The 21,194-nt window shown below is 44.0% G+C and carries 23 protein-coding genes; 17 read left to right on the forward strand and 6 right to left on the reverse strand.

The annotated features are described in order from the left end of the window. Positions 1 to 8: 8 nt before the first annotated feature. The gene (locus tag ACE1OE_RS03935; protein WP_449210228.1) at positions 9 to 986 is read right to left on the reverse strand and encodes a KpsF/GutQ family sugar-phosphate isomerase; all 978 of its coding nucleotides are present in this window, start codon (positions 984 to 986) and stop codon (positions 9 to 11) included. 367 nt (positions 987 to 1,353) lie between these two features. Between ACE1OE_RS03935 and srlA (ACE1OE_RS03940) the strand changes: the two genes are divergently transcribed. The 9 genes from srlA (ACE1OE_RS03940) (at position 1,354) to ACE1OE_RS03980 (ending at position 7,628) form a co-directional block, all read left to right on the forward strand. After that, on the forward strand, positions 1,354 to 1,902 hold the full coding sequence (gene srlA / locus ACE1OE_RS03940; protein WP_102471779.1) for a PTS glucitol/sorbitol transporter subunit IIC: 549 nt from the start codon (positions 1,354 to 1,356) through the stop codon (positions 1,900 to 1,902). A gap of 15 nt (positions 1,903 to 1,917) precedes the next feature. Further along, entirely contained in the window at positions 1,918 to 2,943 is a 1,026-nt protein-coding gene (gene srlE / locus ACE1OE_RS03945) for a PTS glucitol/sorbitol transporter subunit IIB (RefSeq protein WP_102471778.1), read from the forward strand. A 9-nt stretch (positions 2,944 to 2,952) separates the two neighbouring features. Further along, complete coding sequence (locus ACE1OE_RS03950; protein WP_372060646.1) at positions 2,953 to 3,309, forward strand: PTS glucitol/sorbitol transporter subunit IIA; 357 nt, start codon at positions 2,953 to 2,955, stop codon at positions 3,307 to 3,309. Positions 3,310 to 3,362: 53 nt separating this feature from the next. Continuing rightward, positions 3,363 to 4,139: a sorbitol-6-phosphate dehydrogenase gene (gene srlD / locus ACE1OE_RS03955; protein WP_372060645.1), complete on the forward strand. Its 777-nt coding sequence runs from the start codon at positions 3,363 to 3,365 to the stop codon at positions 4,137 to 4,139. A gap of 265 nt (positions 4,140 to 4,404) precedes the next feature. Further along, complete coding sequence (locus ACE1OE_RS03960) at positions 4,405 to 4,746, forward strand: transcriptional regulator GutM (protein ID WP_241903195.1); 342 nt, start codon at positions 4,405 to 4,407, stop codon at positions 4,744 to 4,746. 59 nt (positions 4,747 to 4,805) lie between these two features. Then, entirely contained in the window at positions 4,806 to 5,582 is a 777-nt protein-coding gene (srlR, locus tag ACE1OE_RS03965; protein WP_372060643.1) for a glucitol operon DNA-binding transcriptional repressor SrlR, read from the forward strand. A gap of 131 nt (positions 5,583 to 5,713) precedes the next feature. Continuing rightward, positions 5,714 to 6,277 carry a PTS glucitol/sorbitol transporter subunit IIC gene (gene srlA, locus ACE1OE_RS03970; protein ID WP_102471925.1) on the forward strand — a complete coding sequence of 188 codons (564 nt, stop codon included), beginning with the start codon at positions 5,714 to 5,716 and terminating at the stop codon, positions 6,275 to 6,277. Further along, positions 6,274 to 7,260: a PTS glucitol/sorbitol transporter subunit IIB gene (gene srlE, locus ACE1OE_RS03975; protein WP_449210229.1), complete on the forward strand. Its 987-nt coding sequence runs from the start codon at positions 6,274 to 6,276 to the stop codon at positions 7,258 to 7,260. Before srlA (ACE1OE_RS03970) ends, srlE (ACE1OE_RS03975) begins: the two co-directional genes overlap by 4 nt. A gap of 8 nt (positions 7,261 to 7,268) precedes the next feature. Then, entirely contained in the window at positions 7,269 to 7,628 is a 360-nt protein-coding gene (locus ACE1OE_RS03980) for a PTS glucitol/sorbitol transporter subunit IIA (RefSeq protein ID WP_102471772.1), read from the forward strand. 71 nt (positions 7,629 to 7,699) lie between these two features. Here the strand turns inward: ACE1OE_RS03980 and ACE1OE_RS03985 are convergent, their stop codons facing one another. Continuing rightward, a complete protein-coding gene (locus ACE1OE_RS03985) occupies positions 7,700 to 8,830 on the reverse strand; it encodes a DUF1624 domain-containing protein (RefSeq protein ID WP_449210230.1) in 1,131 nt (376 codons plus the stop codon). A 580-nt stretch (positions 8,831 to 9,410) separates the two neighbouring features. On the opposite strand from ACE1OE_RS03985, the gene ACE1OE_RS03990 reads away from it, so the two are divergent. From ACE1OE_RS03990 to ACE1OE_RS04025, 8 genes are all read left to right on the forward strand, one after another. Further along, a complete protein-coding gene (locus tag ACE1OE_RS03990) occupies positions 9,411 to 9,866 on the forward strand; it encodes a hypothetical protein (RefSeq protein ID WP_449210231.1) in 456 nt (151 codons plus the stop codon). A gap of 65 nt (positions 9,867 to 9,931) precedes the next feature. Then, complete coding sequence (locus ACE1OE_RS03995) at positions 9,932 to 12,136, forward strand: protein-disulfide reductase DsbD family protein (RefSeq protein WP_449210232.1); 2,205 nt, start codon at positions 9,932 to 9,934, stop codon at positions 12,134 to 12,136. Further along, entirely contained in the window at positions 12,136 to 12,672 is a 537-nt protein-coding gene (locus tag ACE1OE_RS04000; RefSeq protein ID WP_449210233.1) for a protein disulfide oxidoreductase, read from the forward strand. The genes ACE1OE_RS03995 and ACE1OE_RS04000 overlap by 1 nt, the downstream gene beginning before the upstream one ends. Positions 12,673 to 12,749: 77 nt before the next feature. Next, positions 12,750 to 13,472: a DsbA family protein gene (locus ACE1OE_RS04005; RefSeq protein WP_449210234.1), complete on the forward strand. Its 723-nt coding sequence runs from the start codon at positions 12,750 to 12,752 to the stop codon at positions 13,470 to 13,472. Positions 13,473 to 14,207: 735 nt separating this feature from the next. Next, a complete protein-coding gene (locus tag ACE1OE_RS04010) occupies positions 14,208 to 15,167 on the forward strand; it encodes a TRAP transporter substrate-binding protein (RefSeq protein WP_102471768.1) in 960 nt (319 codons plus the stop codon). Between the two features lie 79 nt (positions 15,168 to 15,246). Then, positions 15,247 to 15,726, forward strand: a complete 480-nt coding sequence (locus tag ACE1OE_RS04015) for a TRAP transporter small permease (protein ID WP_449210235.1) — start codon at positions 15,247 to 15,249, stop codon at positions 15,724 to 15,726. Positions 15,727 to 15,745: 19 nt separating this feature from the next. Continuing rightward, a complete protein-coding gene (locus ACE1OE_RS04020; protein WP_449210236.1) occupies positions 15,746 to 17,053 on the forward strand; it encodes a TRAP transporter large permease in 1,308 nt (435 codons plus the stop codon). A 226-nt stretch (positions 17,054 to 17,279) separates the two neighbouring features. Continuing rightward, complete coding sequence (locus tag ACE1OE_RS04025; protein ID WP_449210237.1) at positions 17,280 to 17,432, forward strand: hypothetical protein; 153 nt, start codon at positions 17,280 to 17,282, stop codon at positions 17,430 to 17,432. 157 nt (positions 17,433 to 17,589) lie between these two features. On the opposite strand, the gene ACE1OE_RS04030 is transcribed toward ACE1OE_RS04025, so the two are convergent. The 4 genes from ACE1OE_RS04030 to ACE1OE_RS04045 are packed head-to-tail and all read right to left on the reverse strand — an operon-like array spanning position 17,590 to position 21,194. Beyond that, positions 17,590 to 18,813 (reverse strand): beta-ketoacyl-ACP synthase, encoded by a 1,224-nt coding sequence (locus ACE1OE_RS04030; protein ID WP_102471765.1) that lies wholly within the window; start codon positions 18,811 to 18,813, stop codon positions 17,590 to 17,592. Next, positions 18,810 to 19,535 (reverse strand): 3-ketoacyl-ACP reductase FabG2, encoded by a 726-nt coding sequence (locus ACE1OE_RS04035; protein WP_102471764.1) that lies wholly within the window; start codon positions 19,533 to 19,535, stop codon positions 18,810 to 18,812. The genes ACE1OE_RS04030 and ACE1OE_RS04035 overlap by 4 nt, the downstream gene beginning before the upstream one ends. Continuing rightward, complete coding sequence (locus ACE1OE_RS04040) at positions 19,532 to 19,996, reverse strand: hotdog family protein (RefSeq protein ID WP_372060631.1); 465 nt, start codon at positions 19,994 to 19,996, stop codon at positions 19,532 to 19,534. The genes ACE1OE_RS04035 and ACE1OE_RS04040 overlap by 4 nt, the downstream gene beginning before the upstream one ends. After that, complete coding sequence (locus tag ACE1OE_RS04045; protein ID WP_449210238.1) at positions 19,989 to 21,194, reverse strand: beta-ketoacyl-[acyl-carrier-protein] synthase family protein; 1,206 nt, start codon at positions 21,192 to 21,194, stop codon at positions 19,989 to 19,991. Before ACE1OE_RS04045 ends, ACE1OE_RS04040 begins: the two co-directional genes overlap by 8 nt.

Here is a 21,194-nt window from a genome sequence, read left to right on the forward strand (position 1 = left end):
TGAAAAATCTAATAAATACCCGCTTCATGAATAGTGCTGAGGTTGATGACCCCAACATATTTCCCCGCATTGTTTGTCACAGGAAGCGCCGAAATAGTGTGGTGATTCATTGTGTGCGTCGCGTTACTACAGAGGTCATTTTCATTTAAGCTATGAAATTGACGAGTCATGACAGTGCCAATACCGTTATCTAATGACACTTTGTCGTTTAATGAACGACGTAAATCACCATCCGTAAAGACACCAATAACATGTTCACCGTCGACGACAGCGATTAAACCCAGACCTGTTTTGCACATGACATGTACCGCCTCCATCAGAGAGGTCTCTGCTTTACAATAGGCTAATCGGTGTGTTTCTTTGAGTAGCTGTTTGATTTGTGTTAACAACTGAGCGCCTAGTGTTCCTGCGGGGTGAGAGCGAGCAAAGTCCGCTTTTCCAAATCCTTTCATTGTCATTACTGTGAGAGCTAACGCGTCGCCTAATATGAGAGTGTTAACGGCGCTGGAACTGGGGGCCAACCCAAGCGGGCAAGCTTCTTCTTCAATTGCAATTGGCAAGGTAAATGTTGATTCTTTTGAGAGGTAACTATCGGTTCGGCATGTGATAGCAATGGTCGTTATCATTTTTATTGCCAACAATGGCAGAATGGTTTTGAGTTCGTTAGCCTGGCCAGAGTTTGAAATGAAAATAACAATGTCTGACTTCTCGATCATCCCCAGATCACCATGTAAGGCCTCGGCGAGATGCACAAAGAAAGAGGGGGTCCCCGTTGAAGCGAGTGTTGCGGCAATCTTCTTGCCTATATGCCCGGATTTACCAATACCTGAGATAATCACTTTACCTTTGCATCCTGCAATACTGTGGCATGCATTGGCGAAGTTATCGTTTATGCCACCAATTAATTGAGATGCATGTTTTATTTCTCTCTCAATAATTGTGGTTGCTGTTCTACATATTTCTTCATTGTCATACGGTTGATGCATTCTCGTTCCTCCCAATCTTTTCTGTACCTTTACTTTACGATGTAATTATCAAAATGAAAACGGTGGCTTTCATTTCTTTTTTATGAGCGTGATTGTTGTTGTTTGACGAGGGTCTCATACTATTAAATCACTCAATATCGTGTGATATTCTGCCGTGCTGGCTCTTATTTGAATTCCTGTTTTGTATCCCATTGTTTAATAAGGTTATTTTCCATTAGGGTCTGTCGGAATTTGTTTTCACATTTCTTTCATTATTTTCTTTCTGTCTCATATTTGGTTTTTGAATTGAAAGTTGTGAAAGAGATCGCTTTTATTTTGAAAGCCATCTTGCATAATCAGTCCATCAAATAACAACAAGGTGAAACAGATGGACACAATAATATTTTTAGCTGAATGGTTTATAGGGTTATTTCAAAAAGGCGGAGAAGTCATGCTCGGTATGATGACCGGTATTCTTCCGTTACTTATTGCTTTGTTATGTGCGATGAACGCGTTGATTGCTTTTGTCGGGGAACATCGCGTTGAGAAACTAGCGAGCCGATGCGCAAGCAACCCGGTGTCACGCTACTTAATACTCCCAGTGGTTGGAACTTTCATTTTTTGTAATCCGATGACGTTGTCATTAGGCAAATTTCTACCAGAGCGTTATAAGCCAAGCTACTACGCTGCCGGTTCATATTCTTGCCACTCAATGAATGGACTCTTTCCTCACGTCAATCCGGGTGAGTTGTTCGTCTACTTAGGTATAGCTAGCGGCCTCACAACGTTAGGGCTGCCTCTTGCACCGTTAGCTGTGGCGTATCTAGTTGTTGGTGCGGTGTCTAATTTCTTTAGAGGTTGGGTGACTGATTTCACGACCATGATGGTTGAGAAGCAACAAGGCATTTCGTTAGAGCGTGAAGTTAAATTTGGTTAATTAGGAGATACCACAATGACAACACTTAGAGTGAAAGCAGGTAAAGGCGGTTGGGGTAGTGAATTATTAATTAATTTCCCTAGTAACAAAAAAATCATGTACATGGTGGGAGGGACTCGCCCTGCGTTGGTTGACAAATTGGTTGAATTGACAGGTCTAGAAGCGGTAGATGGTTTTGCTGAGGGGTGTGATTACGAGGACATGGCATGTGCTGTTATCGACTGTGGCGGTTCAATGCGGTGCGGTTTGTATCCAAAAAATAATATTCCAACCTTGAATGTCATGCCGACGGGTAAGTCTGGCGTGATGGCAAAATATATTAATGAAAGTAATTATGTGTCGAGTGTGGATGTCGACTGTGTCAGCTTTGCCAATCAAACTGAAACTGTAGCGTCTACCGCGAAGGCGGCACCTCATCAAATAGTGGGAGACATATCGGTTGATGCCAATGGTAATGCTTCTCTTACAGGTGGCGGGTACATCGATACAAATAAAAAATTGACGGAACAGTCAGACAGCTTATTAGCTCGGATTGGTATGGGTATGGGGAATGTCATGGCGACATTTTTCCAAGCCGGCCGGGATACCATTGATACCGTAATATCAACAATTATCCCATTCATGGCATTTGTTTCCATGTTAATCGGGGTCATCTTAGCCAGTGGGATTGGAGATAGCATTGCACATGTGCTAGTGCCGCTCGCGACTAATCCAGTGGGACTGATTACATTGGCATTAATCTGTTCATTCCCATTTCTGTCACCTTTCTTAGGCCCTGGCGCAGTGATTGCTCAAGTCATTGGAGTGCTGATTGGCACGCAAATAGGGTTAGGAAATATTCCGCCACATTTAGCGCTACCAGCTTTATTCGCTATTAACGCACAAGCAGCCTGTGATTTCATTCCTGTCGGGTTGGGTTTGGCGGAAGCGAAACCTGAAACTGTGCGAGTCGGTGTCCCATCGGTTTTATACAGTCGATTCTTAACTGGCGCACCAACAGTATTACTTGCTTGGTTTGCTTCAATGTTCATCTATAACTAGGCGCACATCATGAGCTTATACGATATACAAATTATTAAAGTAGGTGAGTCTGCAATAGAGGCTTTGAGTGATGACATGTTGATTCTATTTAATGAGTCAGTGCCTGCCGATGCTGCTGAATACTGTTTTGTTCACAGTCATGATCAGCTTAAAGGTGTCATTAACGTCGGGGGGAACGTTGTTATCAATGATACACAATATCCGATTACCGCTGTTGGCGATGCCGTTAACCAAAATTTAGGTAACTTAGGTCATATCACTTTACGTTTTGATGCCGCCAATGAGGCCGATTTTGTTGGAAGTTTGCACCTAGATGGTCTGCAGCCTCAATCGTTACATGTTGGCTCAACGATTTCATTTAATTAATTAATATTTGAGGTTTGAACCTTTCAAGCCTCGCCCTTTTTGGAGAGTTTGTTATGAGAACAGCAGTTGTAATTGGTGGCGGTCAAACGCTTGGTGAGTACCTTTGTGAAGGATTAGCACTAGAAGGGTACAATGTTGGTGTTGCTGACCTCAATGGTCAAAATGCAGTGAGAGTAGCTGATCATATCTGCACTATGTCTGGGCAAACAAACGCATTCGGAGTCGCAGTTGATGCCACTGATGAAGGTAGTGTTGAGAAAGCGTTCAAAGCAATTAATGATCAATTCGGTAGTATCGATGTATTAGTTTACAGCGCAGGTGTTGCAAAAGCGGCAAAGGTGACGGACTTTTCGCTCGATGACTTCAATTTTAACGTCAATGTCAATTTGAATGGCTATTTCTTATGCGCCAGAGAAGCTGCTCGATATATGGTTGACCAAGGTAGGGGGGGGCGAATTCTTCAAATCAACAGCAAATCGGGTAAAGTTGGAAGTAAGCATAACGCGGGTTATAGCTCTGCAAAATTTGCAGGTATAGGGCTTACGCAGTCCATCGCCTTGGACTTGGCAGATGACAATATTACTGTGAACAGTCTAATGCTGGGTAACCTGTTGCAGTCTCCTATGTTCCAGAGTCTAATTCCGCAATATGCAAAAAAATTAGGATTGCCGGAAGATAAAGTAATGGACCACTATATCGATAAAGTCCCACTTAAAGCAGGTTGTGGTTATGATGATGTCCTGAATGTATTGAAATTCTATGCAAGTGAAGGTGCTAAATATTGCACAGGACAATCCATCAATATTACTGGTGGACAGGTAATGTTTTAAACGACGAATGTGAACGGTTATGTTGTAACTCCCCCACATCATTGTATGGGGGAGTTCCTCTTTAGGGGCGAATTTTTTGATTGATTTGAGGAGCTGTTCATGGACATTGTGATTGATGTTTTAGTCTTCGCGGCAATGGTTTTTGCAACGCGGTTTTTCATTGATGTAATGAAGTTAAAGAAATGACGGTGTAGTAATATTACTGTCAGTAAAGTTATTTGATTTAATGTAAATGCGTCATAGGTGATTTATGGACTCAATATCGATGTTAATTGTGGTGGCGATTGCTGCCTGGATAGGGCAAATAGGCTTGAGTTTTTTTCAAATTCGAGCTTTTAACCGAATGCTTCAAGCAATGGCGAAAAAAGGGACGGTAAAAATAGGACGCACTCAGAGTAAATGGAAAAAAAGAACGATAGTAGTTCTTTCTGAATCACCAGAACATAAAATTATTGATGCAAAAGTGTTAAAAGGTGTGACGGTATTTGCTAGGCCTGAAACGTTAGATAGCTTAATTGGTGATGCATTTCCTTTTTCAAATCAAAAGGTAAGTAGCCTTGATAAGGGTACACAAGAAGCGCTAAAGGTGGCTTTTCAAACTGAATGAGCGGCTTTTAAAGTGAAATGCTTTTCGTGTACAATAAAAAAAAGAGGAGATTTTAGCTAATGACCATTGGTGATAGACGTAGTAGATTGGTCTCTTATTTACAAGAGCACGGGAAGACCGCAGTGAATGAACTCGCGGCTATCTTTGAAACTTCTGGCGCAACAATTAGAACGGATCTACGACAACTGGAGCTTCAAGGTGTCGTTGCGCGACGGTATGGTAGTGCAGAAGCTTGTGCGCCATCAGAACCTACATCTATCGCCGAAGATATAGCGATGGATGACAAGAAAACAATCAATCTAGACAAGAAAACCCGAATTGCTCGCAAAGCGGCAGAGCTTGTTCAAGATGGTGAATCTATAATCTTGGACTGTGGGAGCACCACATTACAGATGATACCCAACTTAGATAAGGTTATGTCATTGACATTAATGACAAACAGTATTGATATTCTAAGTGCTCTGAATGATCTCGACTCAGAGCATACGGTGATAATGCCAGGTGGTACTTACAGGAAAAAATCGGCTTCTTTTCATGGTAGCTTAGCAGAAAGCGCATTTAGCCAGTTTTCGTTTGACAAGCTATTTATTGGAGCCGACGGCTTCGATTTACTTCAAGGCTGTACGACATACATAGAAGCTTATCAAGTCAGTCAAGCGATGTGTCAATCAGCGAATCAAATTATAGCGGTGCTTGATTCTTCGAAGTTTGGTCGTAAAAGTCCAAACGTTGTGGTCCCTATTGATCTCGTTGATATCGTTGTGACGGATACAGACATAGCTAAAAGTGATCTAGAGGGCTTAAAGAGTAAAGGGATTACGGTGTATCTAGTGTAAGGTTAAAAGTGATCACTTTCACTTTGAAAGTTTTGTTATTGATAGAACTCACAAAATGAAAGATATGTGCTTTTCAAGTGACTGCAACCAATGAAAAATAGTGGTCACTTGAACGTAACCGTGTGGACACTATGGATAGCATAACACTTGCCGCTGAGTGGTTTTTTAGCCTTTTTGAAAAAGGAGGGGATGTTCTACTAGGAATGGTCGTTGATATATTGCCAGTTCTTATTTGTTTGCTCGTTGCCATGAATTCTCTTATTCGAATTATCGGGCAGCATCGAATTGAAAAACTTGCTAAAAAATGTGCAAGCAACCCGTTTTCTCGTTATTTAGTTCTTCCTTTCCTTGGTACTTTTTTCTTCTGTAATCCTATGACATTAAGTTTGGGTAAGTTTCTACCGGAACGTTATAAACCTTCTTACTACGCATCAGCGTCATACAGTTGCCATACTATGAACGGTATGTTCCCTCACGTAAATCCCGGGGAGCTTTTTATATATTTGGGCATTGCAAATGGACTGTCACAATTAGGTCTTCCTCTAGGCCCTTTAGCTATCACTTATTTACTTGTGGGCTTGATAAGTAATTTCTTTAGAGGCTGGGTCACGGACTTCACGACTTCGATGCTATGTCGGCAGCAAGGTAAAACGCTTTCGGACAATCCGGACTTTGAAAGCCGGAGGAATGTATGAATCAAAGTTTAAAGGTAATTGCAGGCAGTGGAGGCTGGGGAGGCCCACTCTATATTCCAATAAAACCTGGTAAGAAAATTTTATATGTAACTGGTGGAGTAAAACCGGAGATTGTTGATTATTTGAGTCAATTAACCGGTTTAGAAGTGGTTGATGGGTTTAGGAATATTGTCGACGACTTAGATGTGGCCTTCGTTGTTATCGATTGTGGTGGAACATTACGTTGTGGCTTATACCCTAAGAAAAAACTATTTACGCTTAATATACATGCGACTGGTAAGAGTGGGCCACTGGCTGAGTATATTCACGAAGACATTTATGTCTCATCTATAGACTCTTCTGGCATGAGTCTAGTTTCTCGAACTATCGATCATCAAAAAGTCGTTCATTCGGATCCTATCCCTTCACCCACTGCTCCTGCGATTGATATAACAAAAAAAATAAGCGAGCAGAGCAGTGGTTTAGTTGCCAGTATTGGACTTTCGATGGGAAATGTCATGTCGATATTTTACCAAGCAGGGCGTGACACCATTGATACTGTTTTGAAAACAATTCTGCCTTTTATGGCGTTTGTATCGATGCTCATCGGTATTATCATGGCGTCAGGTATAGGTGATCTTATCGCAAACGTGCTGACCCCCTTGTCACAGAATCCATTAGGCCTTATTACGCTGGCATTAATTTGTTCATTCCCTCTGTTCTCGCCATTTCTTGGCCCAGGGGCTGTCATTGCACAAGTCATCGGCGTGCTTGTAGGGGTGCAAATTGGTGCGGGTGCCATCCCCCCTCATTTAGCATTACCAGCTTTGTTTGCGATAAATTCTCAGGCAGCCTGTGATTTTGTTCCTGTTGGGCTTGGGTTGGCAGATGCTAAGCAAGAAACGGTAGAAATTGGCGTACCATCCGTATTGTACTCTCGCTTTATTACAGGAGCTCCTACAGTCTTATTGGCGTGGTTCGTGTCTATGTTCATTTATCAATAGGAGTCGAGATGTCACTTCAATTTAAAGCATCTATAACGAAAATTGGTGAACTTGCGAATGATTCATTGGAGGACGATATGATGATCTTATTCAATGAATCTGCTCCTGAAGATGTAGTGGATTATTGCTTTATCCATAATCAAGGAGCAGAGCGAGGTACATTAACGACTGAAAGCACGTTACTGATTGGTGAGCGAGATTATATAGTGACTTCTATTGGTAAGATGGCGACCAAAAACCTTAATGAGCTAGGACATGTGACGATAAAGTTTGATGGAAGAATGACACCAGAATTACCCGGTATGGTTCACGTTCTTGGGAAACGACCAACAACCATTAGCGTAAACGACGCTATTGTTTTTGGCTAATATGACCAGTACCGAGATGACCTGACCACTTTACAAGTGAAGGTCATCTCGACGTATAGCAATTGAGTTATTTAGAAGTACTTCAAAATTTTACTATTGCTTCGTTGTTTATAGGTCGAAAAAGCCTTCGTAGGGAAATAAAGTACCGCAGCTAAGATCGCTGAAATTAACCAAATATAGCCCACGCTTGGTATTCCGAATAAGTCACCATGGTTTGGACCAAAGACCGTCAAGACTAATCGATAGCCAATGAGTAACAAGTAAAGGTGCACTATGTAGAAGAACATGGGCGCGGAGCCAAAGATTTGCAGTACATTGGTGGCCGCATTGTTCATCTTTTCAAATGCAGCGAGCAAAAGGAGGCCAGCACCTAAGGTCATCAGGATATACAACAACGACGGCGGGTATTTAGTAAAGTTCACAAAAGACATGACACTTTCAAGCAGGCTCCCACTGCTAACCCAAGCATCTGTTTCGCCATATATGTTGAATCCACGCAATACAATAAGTAATGCAAGGCTTAGCAAACCAAGTTTAACTAGGGTTAACTGACGCTTTGCTTGAGTGACCGCTGAACCAAATAATGGGCCGACAGAATAACCGAGTAGAATAACCCCAATCCAAGGTAATACTGGGTACGACACTTTGATTTTCAGTGGCCCTTCAGTGACTAAAAAATTCGCGTCATGGAAGATAGTCCAAAACGTATATCCCACCTCATGCATGGCGAAATTAATTGGGGTAAGTAAGTTATGCCCAAATACAATCAACAAGCCCAAGAGTGCGGTGGCGGTACGTGGTAAACGGCAAAGTAAGCTAAGGCTTATCATACTCAACCCAATAGCCCATATGACTTGTAAATACAGCGTCTCGTAGCGCCCAAACCATGAAAAGTTCACCAATGTCATTTCAAGAAAGACCAGAAACAAGCCACGCTTTAAAAGGAACTCACTCGCATTCCTGCTGGGTCTACCGTGTGGGTTTTCATAAAGCCACGCCGAAATCCCCGTCAGGAAAACAAATAACGGTGCGCATAAGTGCGCAAGGATGCGAGTGAAGAACAGTTCTGGTTCGGTATCCGACAGGCTCATTGGGTCAGATACGGGTTTGTGGTAATAAAATCGCTCACGTACGTGGTCAATGAGCATCAATAAGATAACTAATCCCCGCATAACATCGATAGAAGCGAGACGTGTTTTCACACTTTGAACGTCCGAAGGTGAGGGCGGAATAGTGGCTTGGGCTGACATGTGGAGATGTGTACCTATTTGAGTATTGGAGTTGGAAGCCAGGCGCTGGCCAAGTAAATTGATGCAGCTATAATTACGAATAGTTATCAATTGGCTGAGTTTGAGTTATGTTATAACATAGCCTGTGGGAGAGGGTTAAAAAAAAATATAAATTGAAATAAAGTGCGGGTAACACATGACTATTATCAGATAAAAGCACGAAGGAATGCTTGGGTGTGACAAGAGTCAGTAGAAGCTAACAAGGATTTTATGAAGGTACCTCTATTGACGTGGCAGGTAAAGGGAGATTCAAGCAAATTAACCTGCGATGAGTCGATAACCCGAGGTGTCTACTATGAGCATTTGATTCAAGCGTTTCGATTAAATGTTGGATAGTTATGTCAGACTATGACGTTTCCTATTCATAGAGATTATGGTCCGAAAAGTGTTAATAATCACGAAAATGTATAAATTTCTCTAGAGTTAGTCACAGAGGTTCACTACACTGTGCGAAAAGCAGACAGTAACACTGACAAACGGTAACGAAATTATTTTGAGTCCACTTTTTATCTCTGATCTCAGAGAGAAATCATTAAGCAAAAAAGCCAAATTGGCGCTCATCCTTACTGGGTGGGTGTTGTTTGTGTGCTTGATGCAAAATAGTGGTCTACTGCAAGTGTGTTCTCATCCTAATGCCGTCGAACCCAATCAATCGCTGAGTAGCTCAAAAGGCGCGATATCAGAGGTAAGCTCTGCTAATCGAGACGCGTCCCTTATTAGTCCTGCGGCTTCAGCGCCAGTGAAACAAGCCAGTGATGAATGCAGCTTATCGAGTAAGTTACTCAACTTTCACACCTTAGACCTTGATGGCCTATGGTTGATTACCCTCACGGTTATGCTGCTCACGTTTGGTGTTTGCCGTGTTTATTACCATTCATACCGTCCCTTTACTGAGCCTATTTTTAGTCGGTATCGGATCCATCTCCGGCTTTGCACTTTCCACGAGTAAAAATATCGTCGTACTGGATTGCTTATCGCAATCGGATTCGTCGTGATTTTATTTTAGGAATATCAATGAAAAAACTAAACTTATACCAACGTTCAGTAACGATACTGTTAACGTTATTTGTGCTCGTATTGTCATCGTTCACCTCGCCAGCATTTGCTAAAGAGGGGCTTTTGGTGAGCCCTGAAATTCTCAGCGTTGGGGTGAGTGAGCGTCAGAACGACTCGACCGCTACTGCGACAGAAATAGGCACAGGCTGGATACAAAATAGTGATTATCCCCACGTTGAAACCAGGGTCGTGCTGACTGGGCAAGTAAACGAACAAACCCAAATCGTTGAGGGCTTTCTCGAGGTTCGTTTATCAGGAGACTGGAAAACGTATTGGCGGTCACCTGGTGAGGGGGGGATCGCCCCTGAGCTAAACTGGCAAGCCTCAAGTAATATCAAAGCTATTGATTGGGAATGGCCGTACCCGCATCGATTCGATCTACTTGGTCTTGAAACGTTGGGCTATAAGCATGACGTGACGTTCCCACTTCATATTGAAGTGAAAGACATTCATGCTCCGGTGACGCTTTCGGCGATCGCCACTATTTCAAGCTGCACAACGGTTTGTGTACTGACAGACTTTCCGATAGACATGACCTTTTTACCAATGGACTTGCAAGTGTCGGAAGCCTCGATGTATCAATATGCACAGGCTATCAGTCAAGTCCCAAAGGCGTCGCCATTAATTGAAAAGGTGGACGCTATCTGGGATAGCTCTCGTCAACAGTTACAAGTCACCGTCGTCAATCCACAAGGCTGGGTGAAGCCAGATTTATTGGTGGATAGCAGCGACGTTGATATTGAAGACTACTCATTTCTATCGCCAAACATTGTCGTCAATGAAGATACCCTAGTGGCGACGATGAAGGTGACTAGTTGGTTAAGTGACCCTGACCTGGACCAGCGACCGATATTGGTGACCTTAATCGATCAAAACCTACTGGCTGAGCAGTCCCTCACCGTGACTAATGGTGTGGTCAGTGAGCCAAGTGCCTCTGAATCATGGGCTTCAGGCTCGATGTTGTCGATGTTAGGTTTTGCCCTGTTGGGTGGACTCATCCTTAATATCATGCCGTGCGTCTTTCCTGTACTGGGAATGAAATTAAGCCACGTTATCTCTGCCGCGGCGTCGGAACGGACCAAGGTTCGAACTCAATTTATGGCGTCCGCTTTAGGTATTTTGGCCTCATTTTGGTTGCTTGCCTTATTTATCACGCTATTGAAATTATCCGGGTCAAGTATCGGTTGGGGGATTCAATTCCAAAGCGGTGGCTTTATTGGGTTCATGTTGCTTATCACGGCATTGTTTGGGGCCAATATGCTCGGTCTATTTGAGCTGCGATTGCCAAGTAGTCTGAACACGTGGGTCGCTACGAAAGGAGACAGCTCATATGCGGGGCACTTTGTACAGGGAATGTTTGCGACATTATTGGCAACACCTTGTTCAGCACCGTTTCTGGGTACCGCTGTGGCGTTTGCGCTGGCGACGAGTACAGTGGCAACGTTTGCTATCTTTACCGCTCTAGCAGTCGGCATGGCATCCCCATGGATTCTTGTCGCCTTGTTTCCTCGCATGGTCTCTTGGTTACCGAAGCCAGGCGCTTGGATGAATAAGGTCAAGATTGTCTTTGGTGTGATGATGCTCATGACATCCATTTGGCTCTTGTCTTTGCTGAATAATCATCTTCCACCGTTTTGGGTCGGAGTGCTGGCCTTAGCGGGTTTCGTGTGGCTGTTTTTACGGGTAAAGAAAACCTATGGTGATAAACCGGCCTTGATTTTGGGTGGTGTTAGCATTGTTACCCTGGCGGGTATGCTCATTGGTGGCAGTATGACGGCAAATAGCTGGGCAACACCGCTGCCTCCTGAGCCTGATTGGGTGAAGCTCTCCACGAAAGAGATTTCAGCGCAGGTTGCCGCTGGTAATACGGTATTTGTCGATGTGACGGCAGATTGGTGCATTACTTGTAAGGCCAATAAAATTGGCGTTATCTTGCAACCGCCTGTCTATGACACGCTACAGCGTAGTGATGTGATCGCCATGAAAGGTGACTGGACAACACCGAGTGACAATGTCACGGCATTCTTGCGTTCTTACGGGCGATACGGTGTGCCATTTAACATCGTATTTGGTCCCAATGCACCACAAGGCATTCCACTTCCCGTGATCTTATCGGATGACACCGTACTTGGTGCCATCGCCGAGGCGCAGGGAGTACAATAATGGTGGGTGATAAGCGCGTTAAAAACAAAGCTAAAAAGCCACGTAAAGGCTGGCGTCATCACGTCAAAGAGTGGGGCTTGATAGTGCTGATCATCACCGTGGTGAGTATCGCTGTCGACCACTACCGGACTCGCGATATGCCAGTCGTTGACCTGCCTTCTTTAGCGGGTCAGACATTGCAAGGCGAGTGGATAGATGTGTTGGAAGAGAGTAAACAAGCACCGGTGATTGTCTATTTTTGGGCGACATGGTGCCCTGCGTGCAAGTTCGTCACTCCAACGGTTGATTGGTTTAATGGCCCTTACAAGGTTGTTGGCGTTTCTGCGACTTCCGGCCCTGCTGAACGGGTAGAAAAGTTTATGGTCGGCAAAGAAACGGACTTCCCAAATCTCAATGACCCAAAAGGTGAGATCTTGCATCGTTGGGGTATTACGGCAACGCCAACCATTGTCATTATAAAGGACGGAAAAATCGCCTCCACCACAACAGGGGTCACAACCCCAATAGGCCTCTTCGCTCGGTTAGTGATGTTGTAGTCAACCAACATCATTCTTTATTGCACGCTCAGCATGGCAGAGCCTTGCTGATATAGACAGTTAAATGGATAGTAAAAATGAATAAAATTAAGACATTAATCTCAATTGGGTTGCTTGGTTTTAGCGTTAACGCGATGGCGGATTCAGCCTCGGACGCGACCAATTTGAAAATTAAAGAGATCACTCAAATGCTTCAAGAGCATCCTGAAGTCGTGGACACGCTTCATCAAAGTCTCAGCGGATTTATCGCGCAACAGCAAGGTATTAGTGCCGCACTGCAGCGTTATCAGCCACATATTAATAGTGCTGTTCATTCATCGTTCGGTGAGGCAGAAAATCCACAACTGACGATTGTAAATGTGACGGACTATAATTGCCCTTATTGCAAGAAACTCGATGTTGAATTAGAAAAACTGGTGCAAGATTACCCTCAAGTGAAGGTGGTTAATATCTATGTGCCACTGAAAGAGCGCAATAGTAAACTGGAATACACAACCGCGAGTTATGCCTTGAATGTATGGCGTGACGCACCGGATAAGTTTCAGCAAGTGAATGATTTGTTGGCAGCAAATCCACGTCTTCATAATGAACGTTCGTTGAAGGCTATTGCTGATAAAACGGGTACACAAAGCCAGTTGGTGCAATCGAATGTTTCGGATGAAATCTTGGAGCGAAATAACCAATTCTTCCTCGATTTAGGCTTGCGCGGTACGCCAGCCATGATTATTAACGACCAAATTATTCCTGGTTATTTACCCTATTCAGAGCTAAAGAAAGCGTTAGAGTCTGAGCTTGATTAATAAGTAGGAAAGGCTTGCTAGACTATGTGATATGTAAAATCGTTGCCACCGATGAAGCAGTCGTAAATTGATGAGTTGATCAAAGAAAGTGTTGAGTGTAGTGCCTTGATTGAGGTTGTTCCTGCCCATAAAAGGCCAAGCAATGAATGCCAATCTTTATCAGCCACATTAGTACTAGATGCTAAAGCGCCTAACTACGAGCGGCTGGTTGTCAGTAGTTAACCCGTTCATTATAAAAAGTCACTGTTTGGTGGCTTTTTTGCCATCTGTGTACACATGCTTTTAGCTGGATCCACCCTTCGGTACGTCGTTAATGTATTCAGAAAATATTGAGAGGCGGAAGTCATTGTAGGTATTGAGAATGATTACCTACAAACAGGATTGTTATTATATGACAAGATAATTAGCTGAGAGAGTTGAAGAGCCATCACAAAAACATTAATTGTCTTAGCTACATATTTACCGTTGATAAAAGATAGTTTTGTCAGTAATTTATATTAATTGTTAGATGTCAATCTTGAGGTGAGATATTAATGAGGTGAAAAACGTGATTAATTCTATAAATTACATGTAAGTAGATGTAACACCAATAAGTAAATATTATTTTTTGTTGTATGAACACTTGTGATCTCGCTCATGTATGTATTCTTAGATTATTGTATTACAAAAGTGCATTTTTATAATGGCATTGAATGTTGAGTTGGAATTGACAGAAAACACATCTAAGGAAGTTCAATGAAAAAACTTATATTACCATTATTGGCGACATCCATTTTAGCCGCTTTTAATGTAAGCGCGACAACGTTAACGTTGGGGCATGCAATGTCATTAGATAATGCAGCCCACAAAGGAATGGTTATTTTTGCAGACAAGGTGAAAGAGAAATCTAATGGCGACATGAACGTTAGAATATTCCCTAATGCTCAGTTGGGATCAGAGCGAGACCAAGCCGAACAAGTGGTAACTGGTGCAATTGATATGGCGAAAATAAACGGTGCATTGTCTGAATCGTTTGAACCAACATTTAAAGTACTATCTATCCCTTTCTTATTTAATGATCCTGAGCATATGCGTCGCTTTATGAAGAGTGATACAGCAGAAGAATTATTAGTGTCGAGTAAAGGTAAAGGTTTTATTGGTCTGACATTTTATGATTCAGGATCTCGAAGCTTTTACAGTGAAAAACCAATTAATACGCCAGAAGATTTGAAAGGTCTAAAAGTGCGTGTGCCTGAGTCTCCAACGATGATGGAGATGATTAATCTTTTAGGTGCTAGAGCAACACCAATGCCATTCACTGAGATTTATACTGGATTGCAACAAGGTGTCATCGACGCGGCAGAGAATAATGTGTCGAGCTTAGTGGAGATGCGTCATACAGAAGTCGCGAAGTTCTATTCGTTGGATCAACACACCATGACGCCTGACCTTATCATCATTTCAGAAGAAACATGGGCGCGCTTAAGTGATGCTGAGCAAAAAATATTAAAAGAAGCAGCGGCAGAATCGCTAGACGAAGAAATTCGCATCTGGGATGAGACCGAGAGTGCCAATGTAGAAAAGGCGAAAGCGCTGGGTGTCACCTTTGTAGAAGTAGATAAAGAAAAATTCAGAGAAAAAGTTAAGCCGATGCTAGATTCTGCGCGTGAAGATGAAAAACTAGGTTATTACGTCAATAAGATTCAAGAGATGTAAGTATTAACCGCCTAATGCTGGCTCTATAAATAATATGCCTATAGGGCCGGTATTGTATTTATAATAATAAGGATATTGAATGCATTCCTTTTTGAAAGGTCTACGAAGTATTGTAGACAAGCTAATACTATCATTCTGTGGAGTGGCACTGATTGTTTTGGTAATAACCGTCACATGGCAAGTTTTTAGTCGATATGTATTAAATGATCCTAGCTCTTTTACCGATGAATTATCGCGCTACGTTATGATCTGGTTAGGGTTGCTAGGTGCGAGTTATTTATTTGGCGTAAGAGGGCATTTGGCGATCACCCTCCTTGCTGACAGTGTTCCTAAGCGAGTGAATCAAGTTCTTCAGTTCGCTATTAATGCGCTTATTCTAACGTTTGTGTCGCTCGCAATGTTTAAAGGCGGGGTAGCGTTAATTGGCCGAACCATGCAACAGTTTTCACCAGCCTTACAAATACCAATGGGGTATGTGTATTGCATATTGCCTGTTTCAGCCGTTCTTATAACGATATATCTCTTGCTTAATATGCTGGATTCGTTCTACGAAAAATAATTAATAAGGAATTCCAAGTATGGATATGTCCATAGGCATTTGGTTACTCAGCTTATTTATGGTGATGATTGCTTTTAGTGTCCCTATTGCAATTGCAATTGCCATGTCTTCTCTCATTATTATGTTTACTATCTTGCCATTCGATGTCGCTACGATGACCGCAGGGCAAAAAATTGTGACCGGAATAGACAGCTTTAGCTTACTCGCGATCCCATTTTTTATTCTAGCCGGTAACATTATGAATCGAGGCGGAATTGCGACTCGCTTAGTTAACTTTGCGAAATTATTGGTGGGGTGGCTACCGGGTTCTTTGGCACACGTTAATATCCTGTCAAATATGATGTTTGGTGCCGTTTCTGGATCAGCCGTCGCTTCTGCCGCTGCGGTAGGTAAAACCCTTGCTCCACAACTTAAAAAAGAGGGTTACGACAAGTCGTTTGCGACGGCGGTAAATGTTGCTTCATGTCCGTCTGGTTTGTTGATTCCACCGAGCAACTCTTTAATTGTCTTTTCCGTTGTCAGCGGTGGTACCTCGGTGGCGGCTTTATTTGTTGCAGGCTATGTCCCAGGTATTTTGATGGGCGTTAGTTGCATGGTCGTGGCTTACTTTATCGCAAAGAAAAAAGGCTACGGTGCTGAGGTTGGTCCAAGAAAAACGCTCAAGGAGATCGCGACCGTTGTGTGGCAAGCTACCCCGAGCCTTGGACTGATCATTGTCGTAATTGGCGGGATTATTGGTGGAGTCTTTACTGCGACGGAAGGCGCATGTATTGCGGTTCTTTATGCGTTTGCGCTCTCGCTTTGTTATCGGTCACTGAAGTTGACCGATATGAAAACGATCTGTGTAGAGACAACCGAAATTACAGGGATTATGCTCTTTCTTATTGGCGCCTCAACCATCATGTCTTGGGCAATGGCGTTTACAGGTTTACCGACCATGATCAGTGAGTGGATGTTATCGATATCAGATAACCCAATCATCATCTTCATATTGATGAATATTATTCTTTTGATTATTGGTATGTTCATGGACTTAACGCCGGCATTACTAATTTTCACGCCAATTTTTATGCCGATTGCTACTCAGTTGGGTATGGATCCGATCCACTTTGCAATGATGATTATTTTTAACTTGTGTATTGGTATCGCGACTCCTCCGGTCGGCACCGCATTGTTTGTCGGTTGTAGTGTCAGTGGTGCAAGAATTGAAAGTGTGATTCGTTCAATATGGCCATTTTGCGCAATAATGATGATCACCTTACTACTTATCACCTTCATTCCGTCAATTAGTTTGACCCTGCCAAGAATGTTTGGCTTGATTCAATAAAGTCGACCTCTCAATAAAGTAAATAGGGCCTTAGCAGTAATGTTAAGGCCTTCATTGTTTTATCGCCATGTTTAGCCGACGCCCGGCAGAGAGCGAGTCGTGCGCGATGGAATTGGCAACTGGTCTGCAATAACACCTCTTGTCACGGGCGATTAATACTGAGCGTTGATCATGCCCTTAAGCTTGTATACTCTGGGGTTAAATACCACTGAGCGTTAGAGGGAAAATGAGAAAATATTACACCGTTGAAGGCGATAAGCAGGCAAAAAAAGCCTATCCTAAGCTAGTACTCTGTGAAAAGTGCGTCACCAGTTATGTTGTGATCAATGAAGGCGATCGTACTTATTCTGAGTGTGCAAAATGCGGCGCGGATGATTAGCTGTTTAGGTTTTTGCAGAGGGACTGCTCGTTTTCATTTGGATAACGGCCTCATTTTGATTGAAGGGAGCCGTTTGGGTTGATGTGGCTGAATAAGGTTTTTCTGGTCGCCATAAACTGGCGACGGGTAGGTCGCCAGTCGTAGGATTGGCAATATGTCAGATTTTTTTGAAGATGATGGACGTGTTGATGCCACCAAAGGCAAAGTTGTTACTCATAACGTACTGAGCGTCCATTTCACGGCCTGTGCCAGTAATGTAATCTAGGTCACCGCATTGGCTGTCCAGTTGATTGAGATTAAGCGTGGGGTTGAACCAACCGGTATGCATCATCTCTAGCCCTAGCCATGCCTCAATGGCACCACAAGCACCAAGTGTATGACCAAAGTAGCTCTTCAAAGAGCTGATAGGCACCTTGCCAAACACATTGGCAGTCGCATTGCTTTCTGCAATATCACCACGCTCAGTCGCGGTACCGTGGGCTGAGACATAATCAATCTTATCAGCAGACAGCGCCGCATTTTGCAATGCCATCTCCATACAAATCTGCATGGTTTCCATCTGTGGTTGGGTCACATGGGCAGCGTCACAGTTACTAGCAAAGCCGATGACTTCTGCATAGATGGTCGCACCACGTGCCATCGCATGCTCGTACTCTTCCAGCACTAAAGTACCGGCACCTTCACCAATAACAAGGCCATCACGGCTTGCGTCATAAGGGCTTGGCGTTGATTTGGGCGCGTCGTTTTTTAAGCTGGTGGCAAACAGCGTATCAAATACCGCTGACTCCGTTGGGCAAAGCTCTTCACCACCCCCCGCGACCATGACGGTTTGATAGCCATGTTTGATGGCTTCAAAGGCGTAACCAATCGCTTGGCTTCCCGAGGTGCACGCGCTGCTGGTTGGGATGACACGGCCTCTTAGACCAAAAAACAACCCAACATTAACGGCGGTGGTGTGGGGCATCATTTGCACATACGTTGTTGCAGTGATGGCCTTCGTGCTTTTTTCGTTTAGCATGACGCCAAAGGCACCAATCGCGTCGGTACTGCCTGTTGAAGAGCCATAAGCAATGCCGGTTTGTCCGTTGGTCAATATCTCGTTGCCGAGCAAACCGGATTGGCTCAGGGCATTTTCTGTGGCAACCGTGGCAAGCTTTGATACTCGCCCCATACCTCTGACTTGCTTACGCTTGTAGTGCTTAGGCAATTCAAAGTGATCGATAGGTGCAGCGAGCTTGGTATTTAGGCCGTCATATTGTTCATAAGAGGCCATGTACTGTGTTGCGTTTTCGCATGCGCGCAATTTTGGTTCAATAGATCCCCAGTCATTACCAAATGCGGTGACACCAGACATCCCCGTGACTACTACTCGACGGTTCATACTAAGCCTCCATTGACTGAAATAACTTGGCGCGTAACATACGAAGCGATATCTGACATTAGATAGCTCACCAATCCTGCCACTTCTTCAGGCTCACCCATGCGGCGTAATGGAATTTGTGGCATGGCATGTTCTTTTACATGCTCGTCTACCATACCCGTATCAATCAACCCAGGTGCGACGCAGTTTACGGTGATTTTTCGTTTTGCGAGTTCAAGGGCGAGCGATTTTGTTGCACCAATTACGCCTGCTTTGGCAGCGCTATAGTTGGTTTGACCGCGATTGCCCATAATGCCGGAGACCGATGCAAGGGTAACGATACGTCCGCCTTTGCGCTTTTGAACCATGGGCATTACGCAAGGGTGCAGCACGTTGTAAAAACTGTCGAGATTGGTATGAATAACGCCGTCCCATTCTTCTTCTGTCATGGCAGGAAAGGCAGTGTCTCTGGTGATGCCGGCATTGTTGACGACACCGTAGTAGGCACCATGCGACTCAATGTCGGCTTCGAGTCGTTCACGGCATTGCGCTCGGTTACTGATGTCAAATTGAATCAAGCGGCCGGAGCCACCGTTTGCTTCAATGGTCGCCAGTGTCTGTTGAGCCCCTGCCTCATCGCCCATGTAGTGGACGGCGATGGTGAATCCATCACTGGCTAATTGGATAGCGATAGCTTGACCGATACCTTTGCTGGCACCCGTCACTAATACTTGTCGACTCATTGAGGATTCCTATTTTTCATTTCTTTTAGTTTTTCGTGAGAGGGGACATAAACGTTGAGTTGGCAAGAGCCAATCTGTGTCCCATTACGTTCAAGCCGCGCCGAAAAAACGGCCATGCCATTGTCTTCTATTACTTTTTCCGCGTAGATGTCGAGAGTTTGCCCTTGTTGAAACGCATCACACTCTACCTGATATCGGCGGCTACCAAGCAAAAAGCCAATGGGTGGCGCTTCGCCTTTTTGTTGAGCATGAAACCCAGACCACGCCGCAACAGATTGCGCCATAAATTCAATGCCTACGTAAGCAGGTGTTGATTGTGTCTTTGGATCAAAAAATAAATGGTGATCACCAATATCAACTTGGCAATGAACGGACTCGGCTTGAATATCAACAACTCGATCCACCAAAACCATTGGGGCATCATGAGGAAGAAGCTGCTCTATAGGGGGATAGCTAGTCATGTACTGTTCCAAAAATAAGGCTGATATTATTGCCACCAAATGCAAAGGAGTTACTCAAAATGGCTTTACCATTGAGCTTAGTCTTGTTTTCGACCAGGGTAACCTCGATGTCTGGGGCTTTACTTTGGCAATGTTGCGCGGGTAACACCAAGTCATGCTTGAGTATATGCCAGGCAATAGCCGCTTCGGTCGCGCTAGCTGCCCCTAATGTATGACCGGTTAGCGGTTTAGTTGAGCTCACGGGCACCGATTGGCGGAATACACGGCTGATGGCTTTACTTTCCATACGGTCATTTAATGGCGTAGCGGTGCCATGGGCGTTGATATAACCAATGTCTTCAGGTTGCAGTCCTGCGTCATTCAGAGCTTTTTCCATGGCTTGAGCGGCACCCTCTCCCTCAGGGTGTGGCGCGGAAATATGATGGGCATCGGAACTGTCACCGGCGCCGAGCAAAGCGATGGGGTTGTCATCGTTGGCCGGTGCCTTTTTACTAAGCAACATGAAAGCGGCGGATTCACCAATGTTGATGCCATTTCGGTGTTCATCAAACGGACGACAAAGCGTGTTGGATAGCGCTTCTAAGCTATTAAAGCCATTGAGAGTGAGGGCGCAAATAGTATCAACGCCACCGACAAGAACGGCATCAACAACGCCTGCTTTGAGTAGGCGTTTAGCGCTGATAAAGACTCGACCGCTGGATGAGCATGCCGTCGAGATGGAATAGCTTGGCCCGTTAATACCAAAATATTGACGAATGAAGTCGCTCGTGTTGCCCAACTCTTGTTTTGAATAGTGGAAATCATTGGGGAACTGACCGGTCGCCAATTTGTGTGCATACGCGGTTTCACCGTCTGAGATACCTGAAGTACTAGTACCGATAATGACCGCCAGGCGATCTGATCCATAGCGACGTATTGCGTCGTGAATAGACGGTTCTATCTGCTGCAGAGCAGAAAGGGCGAGGCGATTGTTTCTTGAATCGAATGCAACCAAAGATTGTGGTAGTGAAGGCAGTGATTCCGTGACGCGCCCGACAACGGTTGGTTTACCGTTATTTAGTAATCCGTCTTCATGCACCATGTGTTCACAGCGGCCCAAAGACAAGCTTCGATGAATGCTTTCAGAGGTCTTGCCTAGCGATGAGTGAAAGCCACAATCATGGATAAACAATGGGATTTGAGGGTTGGTTTGTTTCAT

The sequence above is a fragment of the Vibrio sp. E150_011 genome (assembly GCF_053544015.1).